We start from the raw sequence: 20,629 nt of genomic DNA, 5'->3' as shown, positions 1-20,629 counted from the left end.
TTTTATTTTATTTTAAAATCCGATGTCAACACCAAATGTAAGTGACTTAGTTTGTGGGTAGCTAAAAAGAGAAAACTGTCCAGCAACGAATCCAGCGTTACCAGGTGCGCTATTTTCAGCAGAACCAATACCGATTTCTGGATCTCCTTCATAGTCAGTGAACGTTAGTAAGTTTTGTCCAGTTCCATAAATTCTTACAGAAGAAAGTCCTGTTTTGTCAAGAAGTTGGCTAGGGATATCATAAGAAAGAGTTAACGTTCTTAGTCTCACATAATCACCTTTTTCTAAAAATCTTGTAGAAGTCTGATCAGCTGTTGCTTGATATAGAGGGTTTGGAAGAACATTTTGATCTCCTGGTTGTTGCCAGTAATTAAATGCCTCTACTCTTTGGTTAGCGTCAATATTAGCGATGCTTACACCTGCAGATCTTTGGAAGTTTTGTATGTAGTTTCCAGCTTTGAATACGAAATCACCACGTAAACCAAAACCTTTGTAACGAATATTTCCATAAAATCCACCTTCAATGTTTGCAAGTGGTGACTTACCTTCTAATGTCTTAGCAAAATCTGCACTGTATTGATTTGTTACATCTCCATCAGCAGTAAGATAAAGCGGCTCACCATTTGCAGGATTAACTCCAGCATACTCAACTAAAAAGAAAGTGTTGATTTCCTCGCCTACACGTAATATTGTATTCCCATTGTTGATGTCTTCTCCATCTACAAGTTCTTTAACTTCGTTATCAAGGAAAGCAACATTACCTCCTAAAGAAACTCTCCAGTCTTCAGTTTTAATGGCATCAAAATTTAAAGCAAGTTCAAGTCCTGAGTTTTCAATTTTACCAATATTAGATAAAATTCCATTGTTTCCGTCTCCTACAAGTCCTGAGATAGGTCTGTTTAATAATAAGTCTTCAGATGTTTTAACATAGTAATCTACAACACCACTTATACGGTTGTTAAATAAACCGAATTCAACTCCAATATCTGCAAGGAATTGTTGTTCCCATTTAATATTTGGATTTGCAATGCCTCCTGGTACTGCAGAACTGTTTCCGTTGTACGTTCCAAAGCCAATAAGGTTAACAAACTGATTATTGCCTATATTTTGGTTACCTGAACTACCATAAGAAGCTCTAAGTTTTAGGTCGTTAAAAATACTGCCTTCCATAAAATCTTCCCTAGCAATGTTCCATGCTGCACTTCCACTGTAGAAAATGGCATTTTGATTTTCAGGGCCAAAACGAGATGATCCATCATTTCTTACCGAAGCAGAAACAAGATATTTACCATCATAATCATAATCAACGAAAAGTCCTTGTGAGAATAAACTATTACGTACTTCTGTAGATCCACCAGTAGTAAAATCTGCTGCTACATCTAAGAAAGGAATGTCTGGAGTTGGAAATCCTCTACCAGAAACATTTGTGCGAGTGAAAATTCTTTCATTGTATTCTAAAAGAAAATCGGCACTAATATTATGCTTTTCTCCAAATGTATCTTTGTATCCAAAAACATTACTTACGTTATATTGAAAATCTACATTCATAGATTCTCTTTGAGTACCAGGGAAATTTACATCACCAACGATTGGATCTAGTGTTCCTCCAGCAATTGATCTAGCAACAGTACGGCCTCTGTTAGTAGTTGTACCTACTGCAAATCTATTAGAGAATTTGTCAGAAAACTTTATATCGGCAAAGATATTACCTACAAGTAAAAAGTTTGTGTTAGTTTCCGGCTCTGTTTGTAGTGCTTGAGCAATAGGGAAACCAGAGGTTGTAGGGTTAAAGACTGGTTCACCATCTGCATTTGTTACAACCTCGTTGTTTCCATCTCTTAAGAAGAGAGTTTCATAAGGGTTGTAGTCATACATTGATCTAAAAGGGTTTTGAACATTGTTACGATCCCTTGGTAAATCTGTTGTGCTTCTAGATGCAGATATGTTTGTACCTACAGATAGCCATTCTCTAGCTTGATATGTTGTATTAAGACGAGCAGAAATTCTTTCAAAACCATCAATACGATCAATGATACCTGTGTTTTTGTCGTAACCTAGCGATAAGAAATAGTTGATTTTTTCATCAGCCCCAGATATAGCTAGGGAATTAGATTGAATATAACCTTTTCTTAATAATGCATCTTCCCAATTCGTGTCATTTTCGATAAATGTAGCTAACTGTTCTGGTGTTGCTGTAGCTCCTGGAAGTCCTAAAGCCTGAGGTACACCAAGTTCTGCATATTGTCTTTCAAGCTCTAGTTTTTGACTAGCATTCATTAGATCAAATGGATCGGCAATTCTCTCACTAGTTCCAATAGAAGATCTAAAAACAAACTTAGCGTCTTTGCTTCTACCTCTTTTTGTTGTGATTAAGATAACCCCGTTAGCACCTCTTGAACCATATTTAGATACCGTCGCAGCATCCTTAAGTATAGTTAGCGTTTCTATATCGTTAGGGTTAATGTTATTCACGAAATCAGCCTCAATTGGCGCTCCGTCAATTACATATAAAGGAGTTGTTGCGGCGTTTATAGAACCGACACCACGAATCTGAACAAATGCAGTTTGACCTGGTCGTCCATTTGCAGCGGTTACCTGTACTCCGGCAGCTTTACCTTGAAGAATGTTATCTACACTCGTAGATGGTACAAAATCTTCAATTGATCCAGCACTTACTGTTGTTGTAGCTGCTGTAGATAAATCTCTTGAACGACTTCCGTAACCAGTAATAACAACCTCCGCTAGAGAGTTATCGGCTTCAAGTGTAGCGTTGATCGAGTTTTGATTACCAACTTGAATGTCTAAAGTTTTAAATCCAACGTAACTAAAAGAAAGAACATCACTAGATGCTGCTTCAATAGAAAAGTTTCCGTCAAAATCCGTTTGAGTACCTGTAGAGGTACCTTTGATTACCACTGTCGCACCTGGAAGTGGTCCATTAGCCTCAGTTACCGTACCCGTAATGATACGACCCTGTGCAAACAGGGCGGAGGCACTTAAAATAGTACAAAGAACAAGTACTTTTTGTAAAAGTGTTTTCATAAAAAAATTTGTTTATTTCTAGCAAAAATCTGTAATAAGATTATTTAGATCACAACCTTTTTTGTTAAAAGAATTAAGATAAATTAACTTTAACTTATCGTTAACGTAGGTTTATGAAATCAGCACTTAAATTTTAACCTAATAAGCTTTGATTAGTCTGTTCTATTGCATAGATGTCAACTATTGTTTTATCGTTTTTCTAAAAATTTATCTCCAATATAATATGAAGTTTTGTGTCTGAAAACTTAAGTCGTTGATTATCAAATAGGCCGTTTGCAATATTCAATTTGAGCAAACCTGCTTTCGTCTGAATGCCAGTACCTAAGCCAAATCCGTACAGTCTTTGTTTTGATTCGGCTAATTTATTTTCTAGATAACCTATGTCAATTATGGTGTTGACATAGATATTTTTGTTGAGCTTATATCGGTACTCGGTATTTAGAGTGTTATAAAAATTTGCCAGTAGACTATTTTCCTCAAATCCTCTTAGTGTTAAAATTCCTCCAAAACGATAAAGCTCGTTAGTTAAGAAATTGTTAGAGATTAAATATCGTGTGGTGTTTTTGGCAAATATGGAGTGAGAGTTGCTTAGAGTGAAAGTATTTTCTATAATAGCTGTTAAAGAAGTTTGCGTGTTTGAGTTTCTAGTAGTTTTTCTATTTCCGTACGAAGCTTTGGCGTATAGTTGTCTTTTTATAGGAAAAAATAAATCTGACGATAGTTCTTGATGTGCGAACGATGAAGAAATTTTGTTTGACGCATAATCTTTTGGGCTTGCTAATGAAGTTATAGTGTCGTCATCTAAGTTTTCGGATTGTTCAGATTCGTATCCTATAGTTAGTGTATTTTTCTGGTTGAGTTGGTAAACTAAATCTAAGTTTTGTTGAGTTGTAGAAAACGTACTGTCTTTTCTAAAAAGATTGAGAGATGCCCCTATTCCTATGGGTGTTTTAAATAGATAGGGAAGGTTGGCGTTTATGTAGAGTTGTGATTGATCCCGGCCATCTGCTTTATAATTTAGAGTGAAAGTTTCTCCATAATTGAAGTTGTTGATTAATAGTAGGTCCAGATACCCATTAAAACGGAGTGATTTGGCTTCATCGTTTGCAAACCCTATAAACCCATCAAATTTATTTGCATTTTCCCGTTTTAAATAAAGGTAGACGGTTGTGCTGTCGATATTGAACAGAGCTTCTGGTGGTTTTGTTTGGTTAACAAATGGAAGTAAAGATATAGCGTTGCTTTGTTTGTTGATTTTTTCACTATTGAATATAGCCCCTTCTTTTAGTTTTATATTATGTCTTAAAAAGCTTTTAGAAATATTACGGTAACCGTTAATTCTGATTTTGTCAATGCGTCTAGTTTCTTTAAAGCTATAGTTAAGTACTCCTTTAAGATTATGGTCCTTTGTTTTTGAGATGTTTGATATTTGGAAAGTTGCAAAAGGGTTTCCGCTGCTTGAGGCTATGGAGCTCAACTCTTTTAAATACGCTTTCGCGAAAGCGGTCTCTATATATATGCTGTCATTTTTAATTTCATAACCAGTTTGCTTTATATGGCTATATAACTTGCCCTCATCTTTTACCTTCAATGTAATGAAAGGGTAGGGTTTTTCTAAAATGAATGTCGCATTATATAAGTTATCATTCTGGGTGGTTAACGTGTATCTACTGTCTATGTGTCCCAAATTACGAAGTTGGTCGTTTAGGTTTTCGAGTTCATCAAGTGCGGACTGTCTGTCTTTAAATGTAGTCTTATAGTTTGTATTGTTTAGAATGACAGATTCTGATGGAATGCTAGTTTTGATTTCTAAATGAATATTCACGTCACTTTTCTGTGCAGACATATGTTGTCTGACAAAGAAAATAATTAAAAGTATAGAGAGTAGTTTCAAGTAGTTTCTTTAGTGTTGTTTTTAAACGAATTTAGAATTACGAAAGTATGTTAGTTTTTTGGTATTCAGAACTTTTTCTAAATTTTAATGAAAGGGGGTTTGATGGTTAGTAAATTATTCTTACTTTTGCAAACCCTAAATTTGGGTAGATTAAGAAAATTAACAATTAGGTAGAAAGAAATTATGCCAACAATTTCACAATTAGTACGTAAAGGAAGAACCAAGATTACCAAGAAGAGTAAATCTGCTGCCCTTGAATCGTGCCCACAACGACGTGGCGTATGTACTCGTGTTTACACGACTACACCTAAAAAACCAAACTCGGCTATGCGTAAAGTTGCGCGTGTTCGTTTAACAAATGGTAAAGAGGTGAATGCATACATCGGTGGTGAAGGACACAATTTACAAGAGCACTCGATAGTATTGGTAAGAGGTGGAAGGGTAAAAGATTTGCCAGGAGTTAGATATCACATTGTACGTGGAGCCTTAGACACCGCTGGTGTTGCAGGAAGAACGCAATCAAGATCTAAGTACGGTGCAAAACGCCCTAAGAAGTAAATCAACAACACTTTAAGAAGAAGTAATGAGAAAAAAACAGGCCAAGAAGAGACCAATTCTTCCAGATCCGAAATTTAACGATCAGTTAGTGACTCGTTTCGTTAACATGATGATGTGGAGCGGTAAGAAGTCTACTGCATTCAAAGTTTTTTATGATGCAATTGATATCGTAGAAGAAAAAAACACAAACGAAGAGAAAACTGCTCTTGAATTGTGGAAAGATGCTTTATCTAATGTGATGCCACACGTAGAAGTACGTAGTCGTCGTGTAGGAGGGGCAACATATCAGATCCCAAACCAAATCCGCCCAGATCGTAAGATCTCGACGGCTATGAAGTGGTTAATTAGTTTTTCTCGTAAGAGAAATGAGAAATCAATGGCTGCAAAACTTGCAGCAGAAATTCTTGCTGCTGCAAAGGAGGAAGGTGCTGCTGTAAAGAAGCGTGTTGATACACACAAGATGGCAGAAGCAAACAAAGCATTCTCACACTTTAGATTCTAAGAAATGGCTAGAGACTTAAAATTTACTAGAAATATAGGTATTGCAGCTCACATTGATGCTGGAAAAACTACGACTACAGAGCGTATCCTTTATTATACAGGTGTAAGTCACAAGATTGGTGAAGTGCATGATGGTGCTGCAACAATGGACTGGATGGAGCAAGAGCAGGAGCGTGGTATTACAATTACCTCTGCTGCTACTACTTGTACTTGGAAGTTTCCAATGGAGAACGCGCAAACGCTTCCTGATACTAAGGACTACCACTTTAATATTATAGATACTCCTGGTCACGTTGATTTTACTGTAGAGGTGAATCGTTCTTTACGTGTACTTGATGGTTTAGTGTTTTTGTTTAGTGCTGTTGATGGTGTTGAGCCACAATCAGAAACTAACTGGAGACTTGCAGATAATTACAAAGTGCCACGTATCGGTTTTGTAAATAAAATGGACCGTCAAGGTTCAAACTTCTTAGAGGTTTGTACTCAGGTTAAGGAAATGTTAGGTTCAAATGCTGTGCCTATCGTTCTTAACATAGGTGACGAAGAAGATTTTAAAGGAATTGTCGATCTTGTTAAGAACCGTGCTATTGTTTGGCATGAAGAAGGAATGGGGGCAACATTTGATGTTGTTGATATTCCAGAAAACTTAAAAGAAGAAGCAAGAATGCTTCGTGGTAAACTTATTGAAGAAGTTGCTGCGTATGATGAAAACTTGCTAGAAAAATATATGGAAGATGAGGATTCAATTACAGAAGATGAAGTGCACGCTGCGCTTCGTGCTGCTGTGATGGATATGTCTATCATTCCTATGATCTGTGGATCTGCATTTAAGAATAAAGGAGTTCAATTCCTTCTTGATGCTGTCTGTCGTTACTTACCTTCTCCTATGGATAAGGAAGGTATCGTAGGTGTAAACCCAGATACAGAAAAAGAAGAATTACGTAAGCCAGATGTAAAGGAGCCTTTTGCTGCACTTGCATTTAAAATTGCAACAGATCCTTTTGTAGGGCGTCTTGCATTTTTTAGAGCGTACTCAGGCCGTTTAGATGCTGGATCTTATGTATTAAACAATCGTTCTGGTAAAAAAGAACGTATCTCACGTATATATCAAATGCACGCTAACAAGCAAAATGCAATTGATTATATAGAAGCTGGAGATATTGGAGCAGCTGTAGGTTTTAAGTCTATTAAGACTGGAGATACACTTTCTGATGAGAAGCACCCTATTGTTTTAGAATCTATGGACTTCCCAGATCCGGTAATCGGTATCGCGGTTGAGCCTAAGACTAAGGCAGATGTAGATAAATTAGGAATGGGCTTAGCAAAACTTGCTGAAGAAGATCCTACGTTTACAGTGCGTTCAGACGAGGCTTCAGGTCAAACTATTATATCAGGAATGGGTGAGCTTCACTTAGATGTAATTGTAGACCGTTTAAGAAGAGAATTTAAAGTAGAGGTTAACCAAGGTCAACCACAAGTTGAGTATAAGGAAGCAATTACAAGAGCTGCAGAACACAGAGAAACTTACAAAAAGCAATCTGGTGGACGTGGTAAATTTGCTGACATCGTATTTACAATTGAGCCTGCAGACGAAGGTGTTGTAGGATTGCAATTTGAATCAGTAATTAAGGGTGGTAACGTTCCTAAGGAATTTATTCCGTCTATTGAGAAAGGATTCAAAATGGCAATGGTAAACGGACCTCTTGCTGGTTATGAAGTAGATGCAATTAAAGTAACATTGAGAGATGGATCTTACCACGATGTGGATTCTGATCAACTTTCTTTTGAGCTTGCTGCTAAGCTTGGATTCAAAAACTCTGCAAAAGCTGCCAAAGCTGTTATTATGGAGCCTATCATGAAGCTTGAGGTGATTACACCAGAAGAGAACATGGGTGATATTGTAGGAGATTTGAACCGTCGTCGTGGTCAAATGGCAAGTATGGGTGACCGTGCTGGTGCAAAGACTATCAAGGCAACAGTGCCACTTTCTGAGATGTTTGGTTATGTAACAACTTTACGTACGCTATCATCTGGACGTGCAACTTCTACTATGGAATTTTCTCACTACGAGGAAACTCCTGCAAATATTGCAGCAGAAGTTATTGCAGCATCTAAAGGTACAAACGATTAATTACTAAGGAAATGAGTCAAAAAATTAGAATTAAACTAAAATCTTACGATCACAACTTAGTAGATAAAAGTGCTGAGAAAATTGTAAGAACTGTGAAGACAACAGGAGCTGTAGTAACAGGGCCTATTCCTCTTCCAACACATAAGAAAATTTTTACTGTATTACGTTCTCCACACGTAAACAAGAAATCACGTGAGCAGTTTGAGCTTAGCTCTTACAAGCGTTTGCTTGATATCTATTCTTCTTCATCAAAGACTATTGATGCCTTGATGAAATTAGAGTTACCATCTGGAGTAGAGGTAGAAATTAAGGTGTGATAGGTTTTTACGCTTTCGCGAAAGCGTATTAATTACCACACTAATTTGTCCTGAGCTGCGTGCGAGGGAAAAACGGAAACACACATTCAAGGTCGAACGTGTTCGGCCTTGTTTTATTTAGAATAGAATTTTTAATAACAAATATTTATAATTATGTCTGGGTTAATCGGAAAGAAAGTAGGTATGACTAGCATCTTTGACGAGAATGGAAAAAACATTCCATGTACCGTTATCGAAGCAGGTCCCTGCGTTATCACCCAAGTCAGAACCAAAGAAGCTGACGGGTATGAAGCCCTTCAACTTGGTTTCGATGACGCTAAGAAGGCAAACAAAGCTGCTGCTGGCCATGCCAAAAAAGCAGGAACTGTTGCTAAGCGTAAAGTTGTCGAATTTCAAGGATTTGAAGGAGAGTTTAAATTAGGAGATGCAATTACTGTAGATCATTTTGCTGAAGGAGAATTTGTCGATGTATCGGGAACTTCAAAAGGTAAAGGTTTTCAAGGAGTTGTAAAGCGTCACGGTTTCCGTGGTGTTGGACAAGCTACTCACGGTCAACATAACCGTCTTAGAGCGCCAGGTTCAATTGGGGCAGCATCTTACCCTGCACGTGTATTCAAAGGAATGCGTATGGCAGGTCGTATGGGTGGTGACAAAATAAAAGTTCAAAATCTTAAAGTATTGAAAGTAGTTGCTGAAAAGAATCTACTTGTAGTGAAGGGATGTGTTCCTGGTCACAAAAATGCTTATGTAATCATTCAGAAGTAATGAAGATAGCAGTTGTAGATATCAAAGGAAAAGAAACAGGGAGAAAGGCAGACCTTTCTGATGCTGTTTTTGGAATTGAACCAAACAAGCATGCTGTGTATTTAGATGTTAAGCAATTTCTTGCAAACCAACGTCAAGGAACGCACAAGTCTAAAGAAAGAGCAGAGATTGCGGGTTCTACTCGTAAGATCAAGAAACAAAAAGGAACTGGTACAGCCCGTGCGGGTAGTATCAAGTCTGGTGTTTTTAGAGGGGGAGGACGTATGTTCGGACCAAGACCTAGAAATTACTCTTTCAAATTAAACAAAGGATTGAAGAGACTTGCACGTCGTTCGGCACTTACAATTAAGGCTAACGATAACGCAATCACTGTAATAGAAGATTTTAATCTAGACGCTCCAAAAACGAAAGATTTTGTGAATGTTTTGAAAGCCTTAGGGTTAGAGAATAAAAAGTCACTTATAGTGTTGGGAGAGTCAAATAATAACGTATATTTGTCGTCGCGCAATTTAAAGACCGCTAAAGTCGTAAAAAGCTCAGAATTAAGCACTTACGGAATAATGAATGCAAACAACGTTGTGTTCTTAGAGGGGTCTTTAGAAGGTGTTGAAGCAAATTTAGCAAAATAAGACACGATGAGTATTTTAATAAAGCCTGTTATTACAGAAAAAGCAACAAAAGATAGCGAGGAAATGAATCGTTTTACTTTTGAAGTGAGTATGAGAACAAATAAGGTTGAAATTAAGAAAGCGGTAGAAGCTGCTTATGGTGTTTCAGTTGAAAAAGTTCGCACAATGAATGTCCGCCCGGATCGCAAGTCTCGTCATACGAAGTCTGGTGTTCTTACTGGTAAAACAAATGCTATTAAAAAAGCAATTGTACAGCTGGCGGAAGGTGATACAATAGATTTTTATAACAACATTTAAGACAACAAAATGTCAGTAAGAAAATTAAAACCTATCACTCCAGGGCAGCGATTTAGAGTTGTAAATGGTTTCGACCAGATTACGACTGATAAGCCGGAAAAAAGCCTATTGGCTCCGAAAAAACGCTCAGGAGGTAGAAATAATACGGGTAAGATGACCATACGCCAAGTTGGTGGAGGTCACAAAAAACGTTACCGTATTATCGATTTTAAACGTAACAAAGAAGGAGTTCCTGCAACTGTTGCGTCAATCCAATATGATCCAAATAGAACGGCGTTTATTGCTCTTCTTGATTATCAAGATGGTGAGAAGCGTTATATTATCGCTCAGAATGGTTTGCAAGTTGGTCAGAACTTAGTTTCTGGTGCAAGCGTAGCTCCTGAGATTGGTAATGCTATGCCGCTTTCGGCGATTCCTTTGGGAACTATAATATCTTGTATTGAGTTACGTCCAGGTCAAGGTGCTGTTATGGCGCGTTCGGCTGGTTCATTTGCTCAGTTAATGGCTCGTGATGGTAAGTTTGCTACGGTAAAACTTCCTTCTGGAGAGACAAGATTAATCTTATCAACGTGTATGGCAACAATAGGTGCTGTATCTAATAGTGATCACCAGTTACTTGTATCTGGTAAAGCTGGTAGAAGTCGTTGGTTAGGTCGTCGTCCACGTGTACGTCCAGTAGTTATGAACCCTGTCGATCACCCAATGGGAGGTGGAGAAGGTAAATCTTCTGGAGGTCACCCTAGAAACCGTAATGGTGTACCTGCTAAAGGTTACAGAACGCGTTCTAAGACGAAGTCGAGTAATAAGTATATTGTAGAACGTAGAAAGAAATAATAAGATATGGCACGTTCATTAAAAAAAGGACCTTACGTTCACTATAAGTTAGAAAAGAAAGTTGCTGCAAACGTGGAAGGCGATAAAAAGACTGTCATCAAGACTTGGTCTAGAGCTTCTATGATTACTCCAGATTTTGTGGGGCAAACTATTGCAGTACATAATGGTCGCCAGTTTGTACCAGTATATGTTACTGAGAACATGGTAGGGCATAAGCTAGGAGAATTTTCACCTACGCGCTCTTACAGAGGGCACGGAGCTGATAAGAAAAATAAAGGTAAAAGATAACAGGAGATGGGAGTTCGTAAAAAAGAAGCGGCTAATCGTCGCAAAGAGGCTAATAAGTCTATCGCTTTCGCGAAATTGAATAACTGCCCTACCTCTCCGCGTAAAATGCGTCTTGTAGCAGATATGGTACGAGGTACGCAAGTGGAGAGAGCACTTCAGTTGTTGAAATTTAGTAATAAAGAAGCGTCACGTAAAGTTGAGAAACTTGTTCTTTCTGCAGTTGCAAACTGGGAAGCTAAGAATGAAGATGCTAGTATCGAAGATGCTAATCTTTTTATTAAAGAGATCAAAGTTGATTCTGGAACAATGTTGAAAAGACTACGTCCAGCACCACAAGGTCGCGCGCACAGAATTAGAAAACGTTCTAATCACGTAACAGTGATTCTTGGAGCAAAAGATAACACACAAAGCAATTAATTAGATGGGACAGAAGACAAATCCAATCGGAAATCGCCTTGGAATAATCAGAGGATGGGAATCTAACTGGTACGGAGGTAATGACTACGGTGATAAACTTGCCGAAGACGATAAGATTAGACGTTATATTCACGCTCGTTTAAGCAAAGCTAGTGTGTCTAGAGTTATAATTGAGCGTACGCTTAAACTTGTAACCGTTACTATTACTACTGCAAGACCTGGTATTATTATCGGGAAAGGTGGTCAGGAAGTAGACAAGTTGAAAGAAGAGCTTAAGAAACTCACAGGTAAAGAAGTACAAATTAATATCCACGAGATTAAACGTCCAGAGCTTGATGCATTTCTGGTAGGTCAAAGTGTTGCTCGTCAGATTGAAGGAAGAATTTCTTTCCGTCGTGCAATAAAAATGGCAATCGCAGCAGCGATGCGTATGAATGCAGAGGGTATTAAAATCCAAATTTCTGGACGTTTGAATGGTGCTGAAATGGCACGTTCGGAGTCGTATAAAGATGGACGTATTCCTTTATCTACTTTTAGAGCCGACATAGATTATGCTTTAGTTGAAGCTCACACTACTTATGGTAGATTGGGTATTAAAGTATGGATTATGAAAGGTGAAGTATATGGCAAGAGAGAACTTTCTCCTTTAGTAGGGCTGCAGAATAGCAAGTCTGGAAAAGGTGGTGGAGGTCGTAAGGACAACCGTGGGCCACGTCGTAGAAAGTAATTTTTAAAAAGACAGTAAAAAATGTTACAGCCTAGAAAAACAAAATTCCGCAAGCAGCAGAAGGGTCGTATGAAAGGACTAGCTAATAGAGGGCATTTGCTTTCTAACGGTCAGTTCGGTATAAAATCACTCGATTCATCTTTTGTAACTGCGAGACAAATAGAAGCAGCTCGTATAGCAGCAACACGTTACATGAAAAGAGAGGGAACTCTTTGGATTAAGATCTTCCCAGATAAGCCTATTACTAAGAAGCCTTTAGAGGTACGTATGGGTAAAGGTAAAGGTGCTGTAGAATATTGGGCAGCAGTTGTAAAACCAGGACGCATTATGTTCGAATTAGGAGGGGTTCCAGAACCAGTAGCAAAAGAGGCGTTACGTCTTGCAGCTCAAAAACTTCCAGTAAGAACTAAGTATGTCGTAGCTAGAGATTTTTCAGCTGAATAAATTATAGTACTATGAAACAATCAGAGGTAAAAGGATTATCTGTAGCAGAATTGCAAGAAGAGCTTGGAAAAGCAAAAAGATCTTACATGGATCTTAAGATGGCGCACGCTATCTCTCCACTTGACAATCCTATTCAACTGCGTTCTATGAGACGTACAGTCGCTAGAATTGCAACTGAATTAACTAAAAGAGAACAATAACGCTGCTTAAGATGGAAAAAAGAAATTTAAGAAAAGAGCGTGTCGGTGTAGTAACTAGTAACAAGATGCAAAAGTCTATCGTTGTTGCCGAAGTTAAAAAAGTAAAGCACCCTATGTATGGTAAATTCGTTTTAAAGACGAAGAAGTATGTAGCACACGACGAAACAAACGACTGCAACGAAGGAGATACAGTTAGGATCATGGAAACACGTCCTATGAGTAAATCAAAGACTTGGAGACTAGTAGAAATCATTGAAAGAGCGAAGTAATGTTACAGCAAGAATCAAGATTAAAAGTAGCAGATAATACCGGAGCAAAAGAAGTTTTGACTATCCGTGTATTAGGAGGTACTAAGAGAAGATATGCTTCTGTAGGAGATAAGATTGTAGTGTCTGTAAAAGATGCTACACCTAACGGTCAAATTAAAAAAGGTGCCGTATCTACAGCAGTAGTTGTACGTACTAAGAAAGAAGTACGTCGTCCAGATGGATCATATATCCGTTTTGATGATAATGCTTGTGTTCTTTTAAATGCTCAAGGTGAGATGCGCGGTACTCGTGTATTTGGACCAGTAGCAAGAGAGCTTCGTGACAAACAGTTTATGAAGATTGTATCATTAGCACCAGAGGTGCTTTAATACAGACAATAAGATGACAAAGCTTAAAATAAAAACGGGAGATACAGTTAAGGTTATTGCTGGAGATCATAAAGGGTCTGAAGGTAAAGTCGTAAAAGTATTTATCGAGAAGAACAAAGCAATCGTTGAGGGTGTTAACATGGTGAAGAAGCACGAAAAGCCAAGCGCCGCAAATCCTCAAGGTGGAATTAAAGAAAAAGAAGCGCCACTTCAAATTTCTAACTTATCTTTGATGGATAAGGATGGTAAGACTACGAGAGTAGGTTACCGTATGGAAGGAGATAAGAAGGTACGCTTTGCAAAGTCTAACAACGAAATATTATAGTGATGGGATACGTACCAAGACTAAAACAAGAGTTTAAAGACCGCGTAACGCCAGCCCTTCAAGAAGAGTTTGGTTACAAAAATATTATGCAGGTACCTCGTCTTAATAAGATTGTAGTATCTCGTGGTGTTGGAGCTGCGGTTGCAGATAAGAAGCTTGTAGAAAATGCTGTTGAGGAGCTTACGCTTATCACAGGACAGAGAGCTATCTCGACAATGTCTAAGAAGGATGTTGCGACATTTAAATTACGTAAAGGAATGCCTATTGGTGCCAAAGTTACTTTACGTGGAGAACGTATGTATGAGTTTTTAGATAGACTTGTTACTTCTGCACTACCACGTGTACGTGACTTTAACGGAATCAATGCTACTGGTTTTGATGGTCGTGGTAACTACAGTATGGGAGTTACAGAGCAGATTATCTTTCCTGAAATCAATATTGATAGAATCAAGAAAATAGATGGTATGAACATCACTTTTCAAACTTCTGCTCAAACTGATAAGGAGGCAAAATCATTACTTGCAGAACTAGGTTTACCTTTTAAAAAGAATTAAGATATGGCTAAAGAATCAATGAAAGCCCGTGAGGTAAAGCGTGCTAAAACAGTTGCAAAATATGCTGAGAAACGTAAGGCTTTAAAAGAAGCTGGAGATTACGAAGGATTGCAAAAGTTACCTAAGAACGCTTCACCTATACGTCAGCACAATCGTTGCAAACTTACAGGTCGTCCTAAGGGTTATATGCGTCAGTTCGGATTATCACGTGTGATGTTCCGTCAAATGGCAAACCAAGGATTAATACCAGGAGTTAAGAAAGCGAGCTGGTAATACAAAGAGTATAAATTGGTAGAAGGTTCTTTTTATGCTTTCGCGAAAGCGAGACTAGAGAAAACCACTACCGTAACTATAATTAAATGAATACAGATACTATTGCAGATTTCCTGACACGTGTGCGTAACGCATCGGCAGCAAATCACAGAGTGGTCGAGATTCCAGCATCAAACCTTAAGAAGGCGATGACTAAAATCTTATTTGACCAAGGGTACATTCTTAGCTACAAGTTTGAAGAAGGTAAGGCGCAGGATACTATCAAGATTGCCTTGAAGTATGATCGTATTACTAAAGAAGCTGTTATTAAGGATATACAAAGAATAAGTAAGCCTGGTTTACGTAAATATTCTTCATCAACAGAGATACCTCGTATATTGAATGGACTGGGAATTGCTATTGTTTCAACTTCTAAAGGAGTTATGACAGGTAAGCAAGCGGCTCAACACAATGTTGGAGGAGAGGTACTTTGTTACGTTTACTAATCAGATAAAAAGACAACAAGATGTCAAGAATAGGTAGAAGCCCAATTACAGTTCCAGATGGTGTTACGGTAAACGTAGCAGACGGTATTGTAACGGTAAAAGGAAAATTAGGCGAGCTTACGCAAGAGTACTCTGGTATAGATATTAAAATCGAAGACGGAACTATTACTCTTGAGCGTGACTCAGATAAGAAGGATGTTCGTGCAAAGCACGGACTATACAGGTCTTTGATTGCAAACATGATTGAAGGTGTATCTAAAGGTTTTGAAAAGAAATTAGAACTTGTAGGTGTAGGTTATAGAGCAAGTAACCAAGGTAATAAGCTTGATCTTGCCGTAGGATTTTCTCACAATATAGTTTTGGATATCGCTCCAGAAGTAAAAGTGGAAACAGTTTCTGATAAAGGAAAAAATCCTATTATTAAACTTACTTCACATGATAAACAACTTGTAGGGCAAGTAGCTGCAAAAATACGCGGTTTCCGTAGACCAGAGCCTTATAAAGGTAAAGGTATCAAGTTTGTAGGAGAGATAATTAGAAGAAAAGCAGGTAAATCTGCATAATACATAGAGAAATGGCATTATCAAAAAGTGAAAAAAGAAATAGAATTCATCTTAGAATTCGTAAGACTATTTCTGGATCTGCGGAGAGACCAAGACTCTGTGTGTTTAGAAGTAATAAAGAGATTTATGCTCAGTTAGTAGATGACCTTACGGGGAAAACTATTATGGCAGCATCGTCACGTGATAAAGATATCGCAGCTGCAAAATCAAGTAAGACTGAAACTGCAAAGCTTGTAGGTAAGGCAATCGCTGAAAAAGCTACAAAATCTGGAGTAGAGGCTGTAGTATTTGACAGAGGTGGTTACTTATATCACGGAAGAATTAAACAACTAGCAGAGGGCGCAAGAGAAGGCGGTCTTAAATTCTAAGAAGTATGTATCAAGATTATAAAAACGTAGAGTTAGTAAAACCATCTGGGTTAGATCTTAAAGATCGTTTAGTTGGTGTACAGCGTGTTACTAAGGTAACTAAAGGAGGTAGAGCTTTTGGATTTTCTGCTATTGTTGTAGTAGGTGATGAGAATGGAGTAGTAGGTCACGGTTTAGGAAAGTCTAAAGAAGTAGCTTCTGCAATTGCAAAGGCTATGGAAGATGCTAAGAAAAACTTAGTTCGTATTCCATTAAATAAAGCAACTATACCTCACGAACAGAAAGGTAAATTTGGAGGAGCTCGTGTACTTTTATTACCTGCAGCAGCGGGTACTGGAGTTATCGCGGGTGGTGCAATACGTGCAGTACTTGAGTCAGTTGGTATACATGATGTACTATCAAAGAATCAAGGATCTTCAAACCCACATAACGTAGTAAAGGCAACTTTTGATGCTTTACTTAAGTTAAGAAGTGCTGAAACTGTTGCAAAGCAACGTGGTATCACACTAGATAAAGTGTTTAAAGGATAAATCAAGGACAATGGCAAAAATCAAAGTAACAAAGGTTAAGAGTGCAATAAACCGCACTCAAAACCAAAAGAGAATCTTAGAATCTCTTGGATTGAGAAAAATAGGCCAGGTAAAGGTGCATGATAATACACCTAACATCCTTGGTATGGTAAGTAAAGTTAGTCACTTAGTTTCTGTAGAGGAAGCTTAATATAAATAACAGATGGAGTTAAATAACTTAAGGCCTGCAAAAGGAGCTGTTAAGAAAAACGATAGCCGTAAAGGTCGTGGTCAGGCAACTGGTCAAGGTGGTACGGCTGGTCGTGGACACAAAGGACAGAAGTCTCGTTCAGGATACAGTAAGAAAATTGGTTTTGAAGGAGGGCAAATGCCACTTCAACGTCGTGTTCCTAAATTTGGATTTACAAATATCAACAGAAAAGAGTATGCGGGTGTAAACCTTGATACGCTACAAGAGTATGTTGATGCTGGACGCCTGACAGAAGAAGTATCCATAGAATCTCTTATGGAAGCTGGATTAGTTGGTAAAAACGATCTAGTGAAAATATTAGGTAGAGGAGAGCTTAAAGCGAAAATTAAAGTATCTGCACATAAATTTACTGCAACTGCAAAGGCTGCTGTTGAAGCTGCTGGCGGTGAAGCTGTAACGTTATAATCGATATAAGAGGATGAAATTTATAGATACAATAAAGAATATCTGGAAGATTGATGAGCTAAGGAATAGAATACTCCTTACGCTCACACTTCTCCTCGTATATCGTTTTGGTGCTCAAGTAGTACTTCCTGGTATAGATGCTTCACAACTTGGGGGTCTTCAGGATAGTACGGACCAAGGTTTGTTAGGTCTTCTAGCTGCATTTACAGGTGGTGCATTTTCTAATGCATCAGTTTTTGCGTTGGGGATTATGCCGTATATATCTGCTTCTATTGTAGTGCAGTTGATGGGAATAGCAATACCTTATCTGCAGAAGCTACAAAAGGAGGGTGAAAGTGGACGACGAAAAATCAACCAAATAACTAGATGGTTAACTATTGCAATCTGTTTATTACAGGCGCCAGGATATCTCGCTGCGTTACCTGCATTAGGAGTTCCTTCTAGTGCTTTTGTAATGGGTTTAACACCTACATTCTATATATCATCTGTATTTATTTTAGTTACAGGTTGTGTTTTTGCTATGTGGTTAGGTGAAAAGATTACAGATAAAGGTATCGGTAATGGTATTTCACTTTTAATTATGGTGGGTATTATTGCAACAATGCCTATATCATTTGTACAAGAATGGGTAGCTCGTGTTACTGAGTCAAACGGTGGTTTAATCATGATACTCATAGAGTTAGTGATTTGGTTTGTGATAATCTTGTTGTGTATTTTACTTGTTATGGCAGTACGTCAAGTGCCGGTTTCATATGCAAGAAGAACAGCGACTGGAGCCTATGAAAAAAATGTTTTTGGTAGTAGACAATTTTTACCACTAAAACTTAACGCTTCTGGGGTAATGCCTATTATCTTTGCGCAGGCAATTATGTTTGTTCCTGGGTTGATAGGTGGTGCAAGTTTCTTGGCAGATACCACTGCTGGAACTTGGTTACAAACCAACTTCGGGAATAATATTTTTGGTTTTTGGTACAACCTTGTGTTTGCATTATTGATTATTGTTTTTACATATTTCTATACAGCAATCACGGTGCCTACTAATAAAATGGCTGATGATTTAAAACGTAGTGGTGGCTTTATAGCTGGCATACGTCCAGGATCTGAAACTGCTGAATATTTAGATAGAATAATGTCGCAGATTACTCTTCCGGGTTCTGTGTTTCTTGCTCTTATCGCTATATTTCCTGCAGTAGCAGTTAATGTATTAGGTATGCAACAAGGATGGGCATTGTTTTATGGAGGTACATCACTATTAATTATGGTTGGTGTAGCTATAGATACTATGCAACAAGTAAATTCTTATCTTTTGAATAAGCACTACGATGGTCTTATGAAATCAGGTAAAAACAGAAAAGCAGTAGCATAATGGCAAAGCAAGCAGCAATAGAACAAGATGGATCTATAATCGAAGCATTGTCTAATGCAATGTTTAGAGTAGAGTTAGAAAACGGTCACGTTGTGACAGCGCATATCTCAGGTAAAATGCGTATGCACTATATCAAATTATTACCTGGGGATAAAGTAAAATTAGAAATGAGTCCTTACGATTTATCAAAGGCTCGTATAACTTACCGCTATTAAGCGGAAAAAAGCTGGATATGAAAGTAAGAGCATCCATTAAAAAAAGAAGCGCCGATTGCAAGATCGTTCGTCGCAAAGGAAGATTATACGTAATCAACAAAAAGAATCCTAGGTTTAAACAAAGACAAGGTTAATAGTTATGGCTAGAATTGCAGGGATAGATATCCCAAAACAAAAGAGAGGTGTAATTGCATTAACGTACATCTTTGGAATCGGAAAAAGTAGAGCAGAAGAAATTCTTGCAGCTGCTAATGTATCAGAAGATAAAAAGGTATCTGATTGGGATGACGACGAAATAGGTCGCATACGTGATGCTGTTGGTACATTTACAATAGAAGGAGAACTTCGTTCAGAAGTTTCTTTGAACATTAAACGTTTGATGGACATCGGTTGTTACCGTGGTATTCGTCATCGTGTGGGTCTTCCTTTAAGAGGACAACGTACAAAGAATAATTCTCGTACTAGAAAAGGAAAGCGTAAAACAGTTGCAAACAAGAAGAAAGCAACTAAATAATAAGGCATAATGGCAAAGCAAACTGCAAAAAAACGTAAGGTTGTTATAGAATCAGTTGGGGAAGCTCATATTACTGCTTCTTTTAATAACATCATAGTTTCGTTAACAAACAAGAAAGGAGATGTTATCTCTTGGTCATCTGCCGGTAAAATGGGTTTCAGAGGTTCTAAAAAGAATACTCCGTATGCTGCTCAAACTGCTGCAGAAGATTGTTCTAAGGTTGCTCACGAAGCTGGCCTTCGTAAAGTAAAAGTGTATGTTAAAGGCCCAGGTAACGGACGTGAGTCTGCTATACGTGCTGTACACAACAGTGGAATTGAAGTGACTGAGATTATTGATATCACTCCAATGCCGCACAACGGGTGTCGTCCTCCTAAGAGACGTCGCGTTTAATAATAAATTATAATTAATATCTCGAGGGAGAACGATTAGCAAAGGATTGACCTTAATTTCTAATCACCCTCAACAAATACATTTAAAATGGCAAGATATACTGGTCCCAAAACAAAGATCGCTCGTAAATTTGGCGAAGCAATCTTCGGAGAAGACAAATCTTTTGAAAAAAGAAATTACCCTCCAGGGCAACACGGAAACAACAGACGCAGAGGAAAAAAATCTGAATACGCTGTACAATTAGCTGAAAAGCAAAAGGCAAAGTATACTTACGGTATCCTTGAGCGTCAGTTTAGAAATATGTACGACAGAGCAAATCGTGCTCCAGGAATTACAGGTGAAGTTTTACTTCAACTTTGTGAGTGTCGTCTTGATAATGTTGTACACAGAATGGGAATGTCTCCTTCAAGAAGTGGTGCACGTCAATTAGTAGGACACCGTCATATTACTGTAAACGGAAGTATCGTAAACATACCTTCCTATCAGGTTAAGCCTGGTGATGTTGTTGCGGTACGTGAGAAGTCTAAATCTTTAGAAGTAATTTCGAACTCTCTTCAAAATTCAAGTAACGTATACGAGTGGATTTCTTGGAATAACGATAAAAAAGAAGGTACTTTTGTGGCAATACCACAACGTCTTCAGATTCCTGAAAACATCAATACTCAGTTCATCGTCGAGCTGTACTCTAAGTAATAACCACTAAAGCT

32 protein-coding genes are annotated in these 20,629 nt (G+C 38.0%); 30 read left to right on the top strand and 2 right to left on the bottom strand.

Going from position 1 to position 20,629, the window contains the following annotated elements:
- Positions 1-12 precede the first annotated feature (12 nt).
- The gene (locus JM84_RS14330) at positions 13-3,042 is read right to left on the bottom strand and encodes a SusC/RagA family TonB-linked outer membrane protein (RefSeq protein WP_013751316.1); all 3,030 of its coding nucleotides are present in this window, start codon (positions 3,040-3,042) and stop codon (positions 13-15) included.
- Between the two features lie 199 nt (positions 3,043-3,241).
- Positions 3,242-4,888, bottom strand: a complete 1,647-nt coding sequence (locus tag JM84_RS14325; RefSeq protein WP_144784891.1) for a POTRA domain-containing protein — start codon at positions 4,886-4,888, stop codon at positions 3,242-3,244.
- Positions 4,889-5,119: 231 nt separating this feature from the next.
- On the opposite strand from JM84_RS14325, the gene rpsL reads away from it, so the two are divergent.
- The 30 genes from rpsL to rpsD all read left to right on the top strand — a co-directional run bounded on the left by rpsL (position 5,120) and on the right by rpsD (position 20,615).
- Positions 5,120-5,494 carry a 30S ribosomal protein S12 gene (rpsL, locus tag JM84_RS14320; protein WP_013751318.1) on the top strand — a complete coding sequence of 125 codons (375 nt, stop codon included), beginning with the start codon at positions 5,120-5,122 and terminating at the stop codon, positions 5,492-5,494.
- A 25-nt stretch (positions 5,495-5,519) separates the two neighbouring features.
- Complete coding sequence (gene rpsG / locus JM84_RS14315) at positions 5,520-5,996, top strand: 30S ribosomal protein S7 (protein ID WP_013751319.1); 477 nt, start codon at positions 5,520-5,522, stop codon at positions 5,994-5,996.
- A 3-nt stretch (positions 5,997-5,999) separates the two neighbouring features.
- Entirely contained in the window at positions 6,000-8,126 is a 2,127-nt protein-coding gene (gene fusA / locus JM84_RS14310; protein WP_013751320.1) for an elongation factor G, read from the top strand.
- 11 nt (positions 8,127-8,137) lie between these two features.
- Positions 8,138-8,443, top strand: a complete 306-nt coding sequence (rpsJ, locus tag JM84_RS14305; protein WP_013751321.1) for a 30S ribosomal protein S10 — start codon at positions 8,138-8,140, stop codon at positions 8,441-8,443.
- Between the two features lie 153 nt (positions 8,444-8,596).
- Positions 8,597-9,208 (top strand): 50S ribosomal protein L3, encoded by a 612-nt coding sequence (gene rplC / locus JM84_RS14300; protein WP_013751322.1) that lies wholly within the window; start codon positions 8,597-8,599, stop codon positions 9,206-9,208.
- Entirely contained in the window at positions 9,208-9,837 is a 630-nt protein-coding gene (rplD, locus tag JM84_RS14295) for a 50S ribosomal protein L4 (protein WP_013751323.1), read from the top strand. The genes rplC and rplD overlap by 1 nt, the downstream gene beginning before the upstream one ends.
- 6 nt (positions 9,838-9,843) lie before the next feature.
- Complete coding sequence (rplW, locus tag JM84_RS14290; protein WP_013751324.1) at positions 9,844-10,134, top strand: 50S ribosomal protein L23; 291 nt, start codon at positions 9,844-9,846, stop codon at positions 10,132-10,134.
- 9 nt (positions 10,135-10,143) lie between these two features.
- Complete coding sequence (rplB, locus tag JM84_RS14285; RefSeq protein WP_013751325.1) at positions 10,144-10,968, top strand: 50S ribosomal protein L2; 825 nt, start codon at positions 10,144-10,146, stop codon at positions 10,966-10,968.
- 6 nt (positions 10,969-10,974) lie between these two features.
- Positions 10,975-11,256, top strand: a complete 282-nt coding sequence (gene rpsS / locus JM84_RS14280; RefSeq protein WP_013751326.1) for a 30S ribosomal protein S19 — start codon at positions 10,975-10,977, stop codon at positions 11,254-11,256.
- Positions 11,257-11,262: 6 nt separating this feature from the next.
- A complete protein-coding gene (gene rplV / locus JM84_RS14275; protein ID WP_013751327.1) occupies positions 11,263-11,673 on the top strand; it encodes a 50S ribosomal protein L22 in 411 nt (136 codons plus the stop codon).
- Between the two features lie 4 nt (positions 11,674-11,677).
- Entirely contained in the window at positions 11,678-12,400 is a 723-nt protein-coding gene (rpsC, locus tag JM84_RS14270; RefSeq protein ID WP_013751328.1) for a 30S ribosomal protein S3, read from the top strand.
- A gap of 21 nt (positions 12,401-12,421) precedes the next feature.
- Positions 12,422-12,844 (top strand): 50S ribosomal protein L16, encoded by a 423-nt coding sequence (gene rplP / locus JM84_RS14265; RefSeq protein WP_013751329.1) that lies wholly within the window; start codon positions 12,422-12,424, stop codon positions 12,842-12,844.
- Between the two features lie 11 nt (positions 12,845-12,855).
- Positions 12,856-13,044, top strand: a complete 189-nt coding sequence (gene rpmC / locus JM84_RS14260) for a 50S ribosomal protein L29 (protein ID WP_013751330.1) — start codon at positions 12,856-12,858, stop codon at positions 13,042-13,044.
- A gap of 11 nt (positions 13,045-13,055) precedes the next feature.
- The gene (rpsQ, locus tag JM84_RS14255) at positions 13,056-13,313 is read left to right on the top strand and encodes a 30S ribosomal protein S17 (RefSeq protein WP_013751331.1); all 258 of its coding nucleotides are present in this window, start codon (positions 13,056-13,058) and stop codon (positions 13,311-13,313) included.
- A complete protein-coding gene (gene rplN / locus JM84_RS14250; protein ID WP_013751332.1) occupies positions 13,313-13,681 on the top strand; it encodes a 50S ribosomal protein L14 in 369 nt (122 codons plus the stop codon). Before rpsQ ends, rplN begins: the two co-directional genes overlap by 1 nt.
- Positions 13,682-13,694: 13 nt before the next feature.
- Positions 13,695-14,006, top strand: a complete 312-nt coding sequence (rplX, locus tag JM84_RS14245; protein WP_013751333.1) for a 50S ribosomal protein L24 — start codon at positions 13,695-13,697, stop codon at positions 14,004-14,006.
- A 2-nt stretch (positions 14,007-14,008) separates the two neighbouring features.
- Positions 14,009-14,560 (top strand): 50S ribosomal protein L5, encoded by a 552-nt coding sequence (rplE, locus tag JM84_RS14240; RefSeq protein WP_013751334.1) that lies wholly within the window; start codon positions 14,009-14,011, stop codon positions 14,558-14,560.
- Positions 14,561-14,563: 3 nt separating this feature from the next.
- Positions 14,564-14,833 (top strand): 30S ribosomal protein S14, encoded by a 270-nt coding sequence (rpsN, locus tag JM84_RS14235; protein ID WP_013751335.1) that lies wholly within the window; start codon positions 14,564-14,566, stop codon positions 14,831-14,833.
- An 86-nt stretch (positions 14,834-14,919) separates the two neighbouring features.
- A complete protein-coding gene (gene rpsH, locus JM84_RS14230) occupies positions 14,920-15,318 on the top strand; it encodes a 30S ribosomal protein S8 (RefSeq protein WP_013751336.1) in 399 nt (132 codons plus the stop codon).
- Positions 15,319-15,338: 20 nt separating this feature from the next.
- Positions 15,339-15,881: a 50S ribosomal protein L6 gene (gene rplF / locus JM84_RS14225; protein ID WP_013751337.1), complete on the top strand. Its 543-nt coding sequence runs from the start codon at positions 15,339-15,341 to the stop codon at positions 15,879-15,881.
- 11 nt (positions 15,882-15,892) lie between these two features.
- A complete protein-coding gene (rplR, locus tag JM84_RS14220) occupies positions 15,893-16,249 on the top strand; it encodes a 50S ribosomal protein L18 (protein WP_013751338.1) in 357 nt (118 codons plus the stop codon).
- Between the two features lie 5 nt (positions 16,250-16,254).
- The gene (gene rpsE, locus JM84_RS14215; protein ID WP_013751339.1) at positions 16,255-16,779 is read left to right on the top strand and encodes a 30S ribosomal protein S5; all 525 of its coding nucleotides are present in this window, start codon (positions 16,255-16,257) and stop codon (positions 16,777-16,779) included.
- Positions 16,780-16,789: 10 nt separating this feature from the next.
- Entirely contained in the window at positions 16,790-16,969 is a 180-nt protein-coding gene (gene rpmD, locus JM84_RS14210) for a 50S ribosomal protein L30 (RefSeq protein WP_013751340.1), read from the top strand.
- A gap of 12 nt (positions 16,970-16,981) precedes the next feature.
- Complete coding sequence (gene rplO / locus JM84_RS14205) at positions 16,982-17,434, top strand: 50S ribosomal protein L15 (protein ID WP_013751341.1); 453 nt, start codon at positions 16,982-16,984, stop codon at positions 17,432-17,434.
- 13 nt (positions 17,435-17,447) lie between these two features.
- Entirely contained in the window at positions 17,448-18,800 is a 1,353-nt protein-coding gene (gene secY, locus JM84_RS14200) for a preprotein translocase subunit SecY (RefSeq protein WP_013751342.1), read from the top strand.
- Positions 18,800-19,015: a translation initiation factor IF-1 gene (gene infA, locus JM84_RS14195; RefSeq protein WP_013751343.1), complete on the top strand. Its 216-nt coding sequence runs from the start codon at positions 18,800-18,802 to the stop codon at positions 19,013-19,015. The genes secY and infA overlap by 1 nt, the downstream gene beginning before the upstream one ends.
- Positions 19,016-19,032: 17 nt before the next feature.
- The gene (ykgO, locus tag JM84_RS14190) at positions 19,033-19,149 is read left to right on the top strand and encodes a type B 50S ribosomal protein L36 (RefSeq protein WP_010519235.1); all 117 of its coding nucleotides are present in this window, start codon (positions 19,033-19,035) and stop codon (positions 19,147-19,149) included.
- Between the two features lie 5 nt (positions 19,150-19,154).
- A complete protein-coding gene (rpsM, locus tag JM84_RS14185; protein ID WP_013751344.1) occupies positions 19,155-19,529 on the top strand; it encodes a 30S ribosomal protein S13 in 375 nt (124 codons plus the stop codon).
- 9 nt (positions 19,530-19,538) lie between these two features.
- Positions 19,539-19,922 carry a 30S ribosomal protein S11 gene (gene rpsK / locus JM84_RS14180; RefSeq protein WP_013751345.1) on the top strand — a complete coding sequence of 128 codons (384 nt, stop codon included), beginning with the start codon at positions 19,539-19,541 and terminating at the stop codon, positions 19,920-19,922.
- Between the two features lie 87 nt (positions 19,923-20,009).
- Complete coding sequence (gene rpsD, locus JM84_RS14175; RefSeq protein ID WP_144784889.1) at positions 20,010-20,615, top strand: 30S ribosomal protein S4; 606 nt, start codon at positions 20,010-20,012, stop codon at positions 20,613-20,615.
- The last annotated feature ends 14 nt before the right edge of the window (positions 20,616-20,629 follow it).

It is taken from the genome of Dokdonia sp. Hel_I_63, assembly GCF_007827285.1.
In the GTDB taxonomy this organism is placed as follows: Bacteria; Bacteroidota; Bacteroidia; order Flavobacteriales; family Flavobacteriaceae; genus Dokdonia.
The sequence above is the reverse complement of the archived record's forward strand: the minus strand, read 5'-3'. Positions and strand labels throughout refer to the sequence as shown.

What these genes read in the sequence shown, in the direction of transcription:
- JM84_RS14330 (WP_013751316.1), bottom strand. Translation starts at nt 3,042, where the DNA reads ATGAAAACACTTTTACAAAAAGTACTTGTTCTTTGTACTATTTTAAGT.
- JM84_RS14325 (WP_144784891.1), bottom strand. Translation starts at nt 4,888, where the DNA reads ATGTCTGCACAGAAAAGTGACGTGAATATTCATTTAGAAATCAAAACT.
- rpsL (WP_013751318.1), top strand. Translation starts at nt 5,120, where the DNA reads ATGCCAACAATTTCACAATTAGTACGTAAAGGAAGAACCAAGATTACC.
- rpsG (WP_013751319.1), top strand. Translation starts at nt 5,520, where the DNA reads ATGAGAAAAAAACAGGCCAAGAAGAGACCAATTCTTCCAGATCCGAAA.
- fusA (WP_013751320.1), top strand. Translation starts at nt 6,000, where the DNA reads ATGGCTAGAGACTTAAAATTTACTAGAAATATAGGTATTGCAGCTCAC.
- rpsJ (WP_013751321.1), top strand. Translation starts at nt 8,138, where the DNA reads ATGAGTCAAAAAATTAGAATTAAACTAAAATCTTACGATCACAACTTA.
- rplC (WP_013751322.1), top strand. Translation starts at nt 8,597, where the DNA reads ATGTCTGGGTTAATCGGAAAGAAAGTAGGTATGACTAGCATCTTTGAC.
- rplD (WP_013751323.1), top strand. Translation starts at nt 9,208, where the DNA reads ATGAAGATAGCAGTTGTAGATATCAAAGGAAAAGAAACAGGGAGAAAG.
- rplW (WP_013751324.1), top strand. Translation starts at nt 9,844, where the DNA reads ATGAGTATTTTAATAAAGCCTGTTATTACAGAAAAAGCAACAAAAGAT.
- rplB (WP_013751325.1), top strand. Translation starts at nt 10,144, where the DNA reads ATGTCAGTAAGAAAATTAAAACCTATCACTCCAGGGCAGCGATTTAGA.
- rpsS (WP_013751326.1), top strand. Translation starts at nt 10,975, where the DNA reads ATGGCACGTTCATTAAAAAAAGGACCTTACGTTCACTATAAGTTAGAA.
- rplV (WP_013751327.1), top strand. Translation starts at nt 11,263, where the DNA reads ATGGGAGTTCGTAAAAAAGAAGCGGCTAATCGTCGCAAAGAGGCTAAT.
- rpsC (WP_013751328.1), top strand. Translation starts at nt 11,678, where the DNA reads ATGGGACAGAAGACAAATCCAATCGGAAATCGCCTTGGAATAATCAGA.
- rplP (WP_013751329.1), top strand. Translation starts at nt 12,422, where the DNA reads ATGTTACAGCCTAGAAAAACAAAATTCCGCAAGCAGCAGAAGGGTCGT.
- rpmC (WP_013751330.1), top strand. Translation starts at nt 12,856, where the DNA reads ATGAAACAATCAGAGGTAAAAGGATTATCTGTAGCAGAATTGCAAGAA.
- rpsQ (WP_013751331.1), top strand. Translation starts at nt 13,056, where the DNA reads ATGGAAAAAAGAAATTTAAGAAAAGAGCGTGTCGGTGTAGTAACTAGT.
- rplN (WP_013751332.1), top strand. Translation starts at nt 13,313, where the DNA reads ATGTTACAGCAAGAATCAAGATTAAAAGTAGCAGATAATACCGGAGCA.
- rplX (WP_013751333.1), top strand. Translation starts at nt 13,695, where the DNA reads ATGACAAAGCTTAAAATAAAAACGGGAGATACAGTTAAGGTTATTGCT.
- rplE (WP_013751334.1), top strand. Translation starts at nt 14,009, where the DNA reads ATGGGATACGTACCAAGACTAAAACAAGAGTTTAAAGACCGCGTAACG.
- rpsN (WP_013751335.1), top strand. Translation starts at nt 14,564, where the DNA reads ATGGCTAAAGAATCAATGAAAGCCCGTGAGGTAAAGCGTGCTAAAACA.
- rpsH (WP_013751336.1), top strand. Translation starts at nt 14,920, where the DNA reads ATGAATACAGATACTATTGCAGATTTCCTGACACGTGTGCGTAACGCA.
- rplF (WP_013751337.1), top strand. Translation starts at nt 15,339, where the DNA reads ATGTCAAGAATAGGTAGAAGCCCAATTACAGTTCCAGATGGTGTTACG.
- rplR (WP_013751338.1), top strand. Translation starts at nt 15,893, where the DNA reads ATGGCATTATCAAAAAGTGAAAAAAGAAATAGAATTCATCTTAGAATT.
- rpsE (WP_013751339.1), top strand. Translation starts at nt 16,255, where the DNA reads ATGTATCAAGATTATAAAAACGTAGAGTTAGTAAAACCATCTGGGTTA.
- rpmD (WP_013751340.1), top strand. Translation starts at nt 16,790, where the DNA reads ATGGCAAAAATCAAAGTAACAAAGGTTAAGAGTGCAATAAACCGCACT.
- rplO (WP_013751341.1), top strand. Translation starts at nt 16,982, where the DNA reads ATGGAGTTAAATAACTTAAGGCCTGCAAAAGGAGCTGTTAAGAAAAAC.
- secY (WP_013751342.1), top strand. Translation starts at nt 17,448, where the DNA reads ATGAAATTTATAGATACAATAAAGAATATCTGGAAGATTGATGAGCTA.
- infA (WP_013751343.1), top strand. Translation starts at nt 18,800, where the DNA reads ATGGCAAAGCAAGCAGCAATAGAACAAGATGGATCTATAATCGAAGCA.
- ykgO (WP_010519235.1), top strand. Translation starts at nt 19,033, where the DNA reads ATGAAAGTAAGAGCATCCATTAAAAAAAGAAGCGCCGATTGCAAGATC.
- rpsM (WP_013751344.1), top strand. Translation starts at nt 19,155, where the DNA reads ATGGCTAGAATTGCAGGGATAGATATCCCAAAACAAAAGAGAGGTGTA.
- rpsK (WP_013751345.1), top strand. Translation starts at nt 19,539, where the DNA reads ATGGCAAAGCAAACTGCAAAAAAACGTAAGGTTGTTATAGAATCAGTT.
- rpsD (WP_144784889.1), top strand. Translation starts at nt 20,010, where the DNA reads ATGGCAAGATATACTGGTCCCAAAACAAAGATCGCTCGTAAATTTGGC.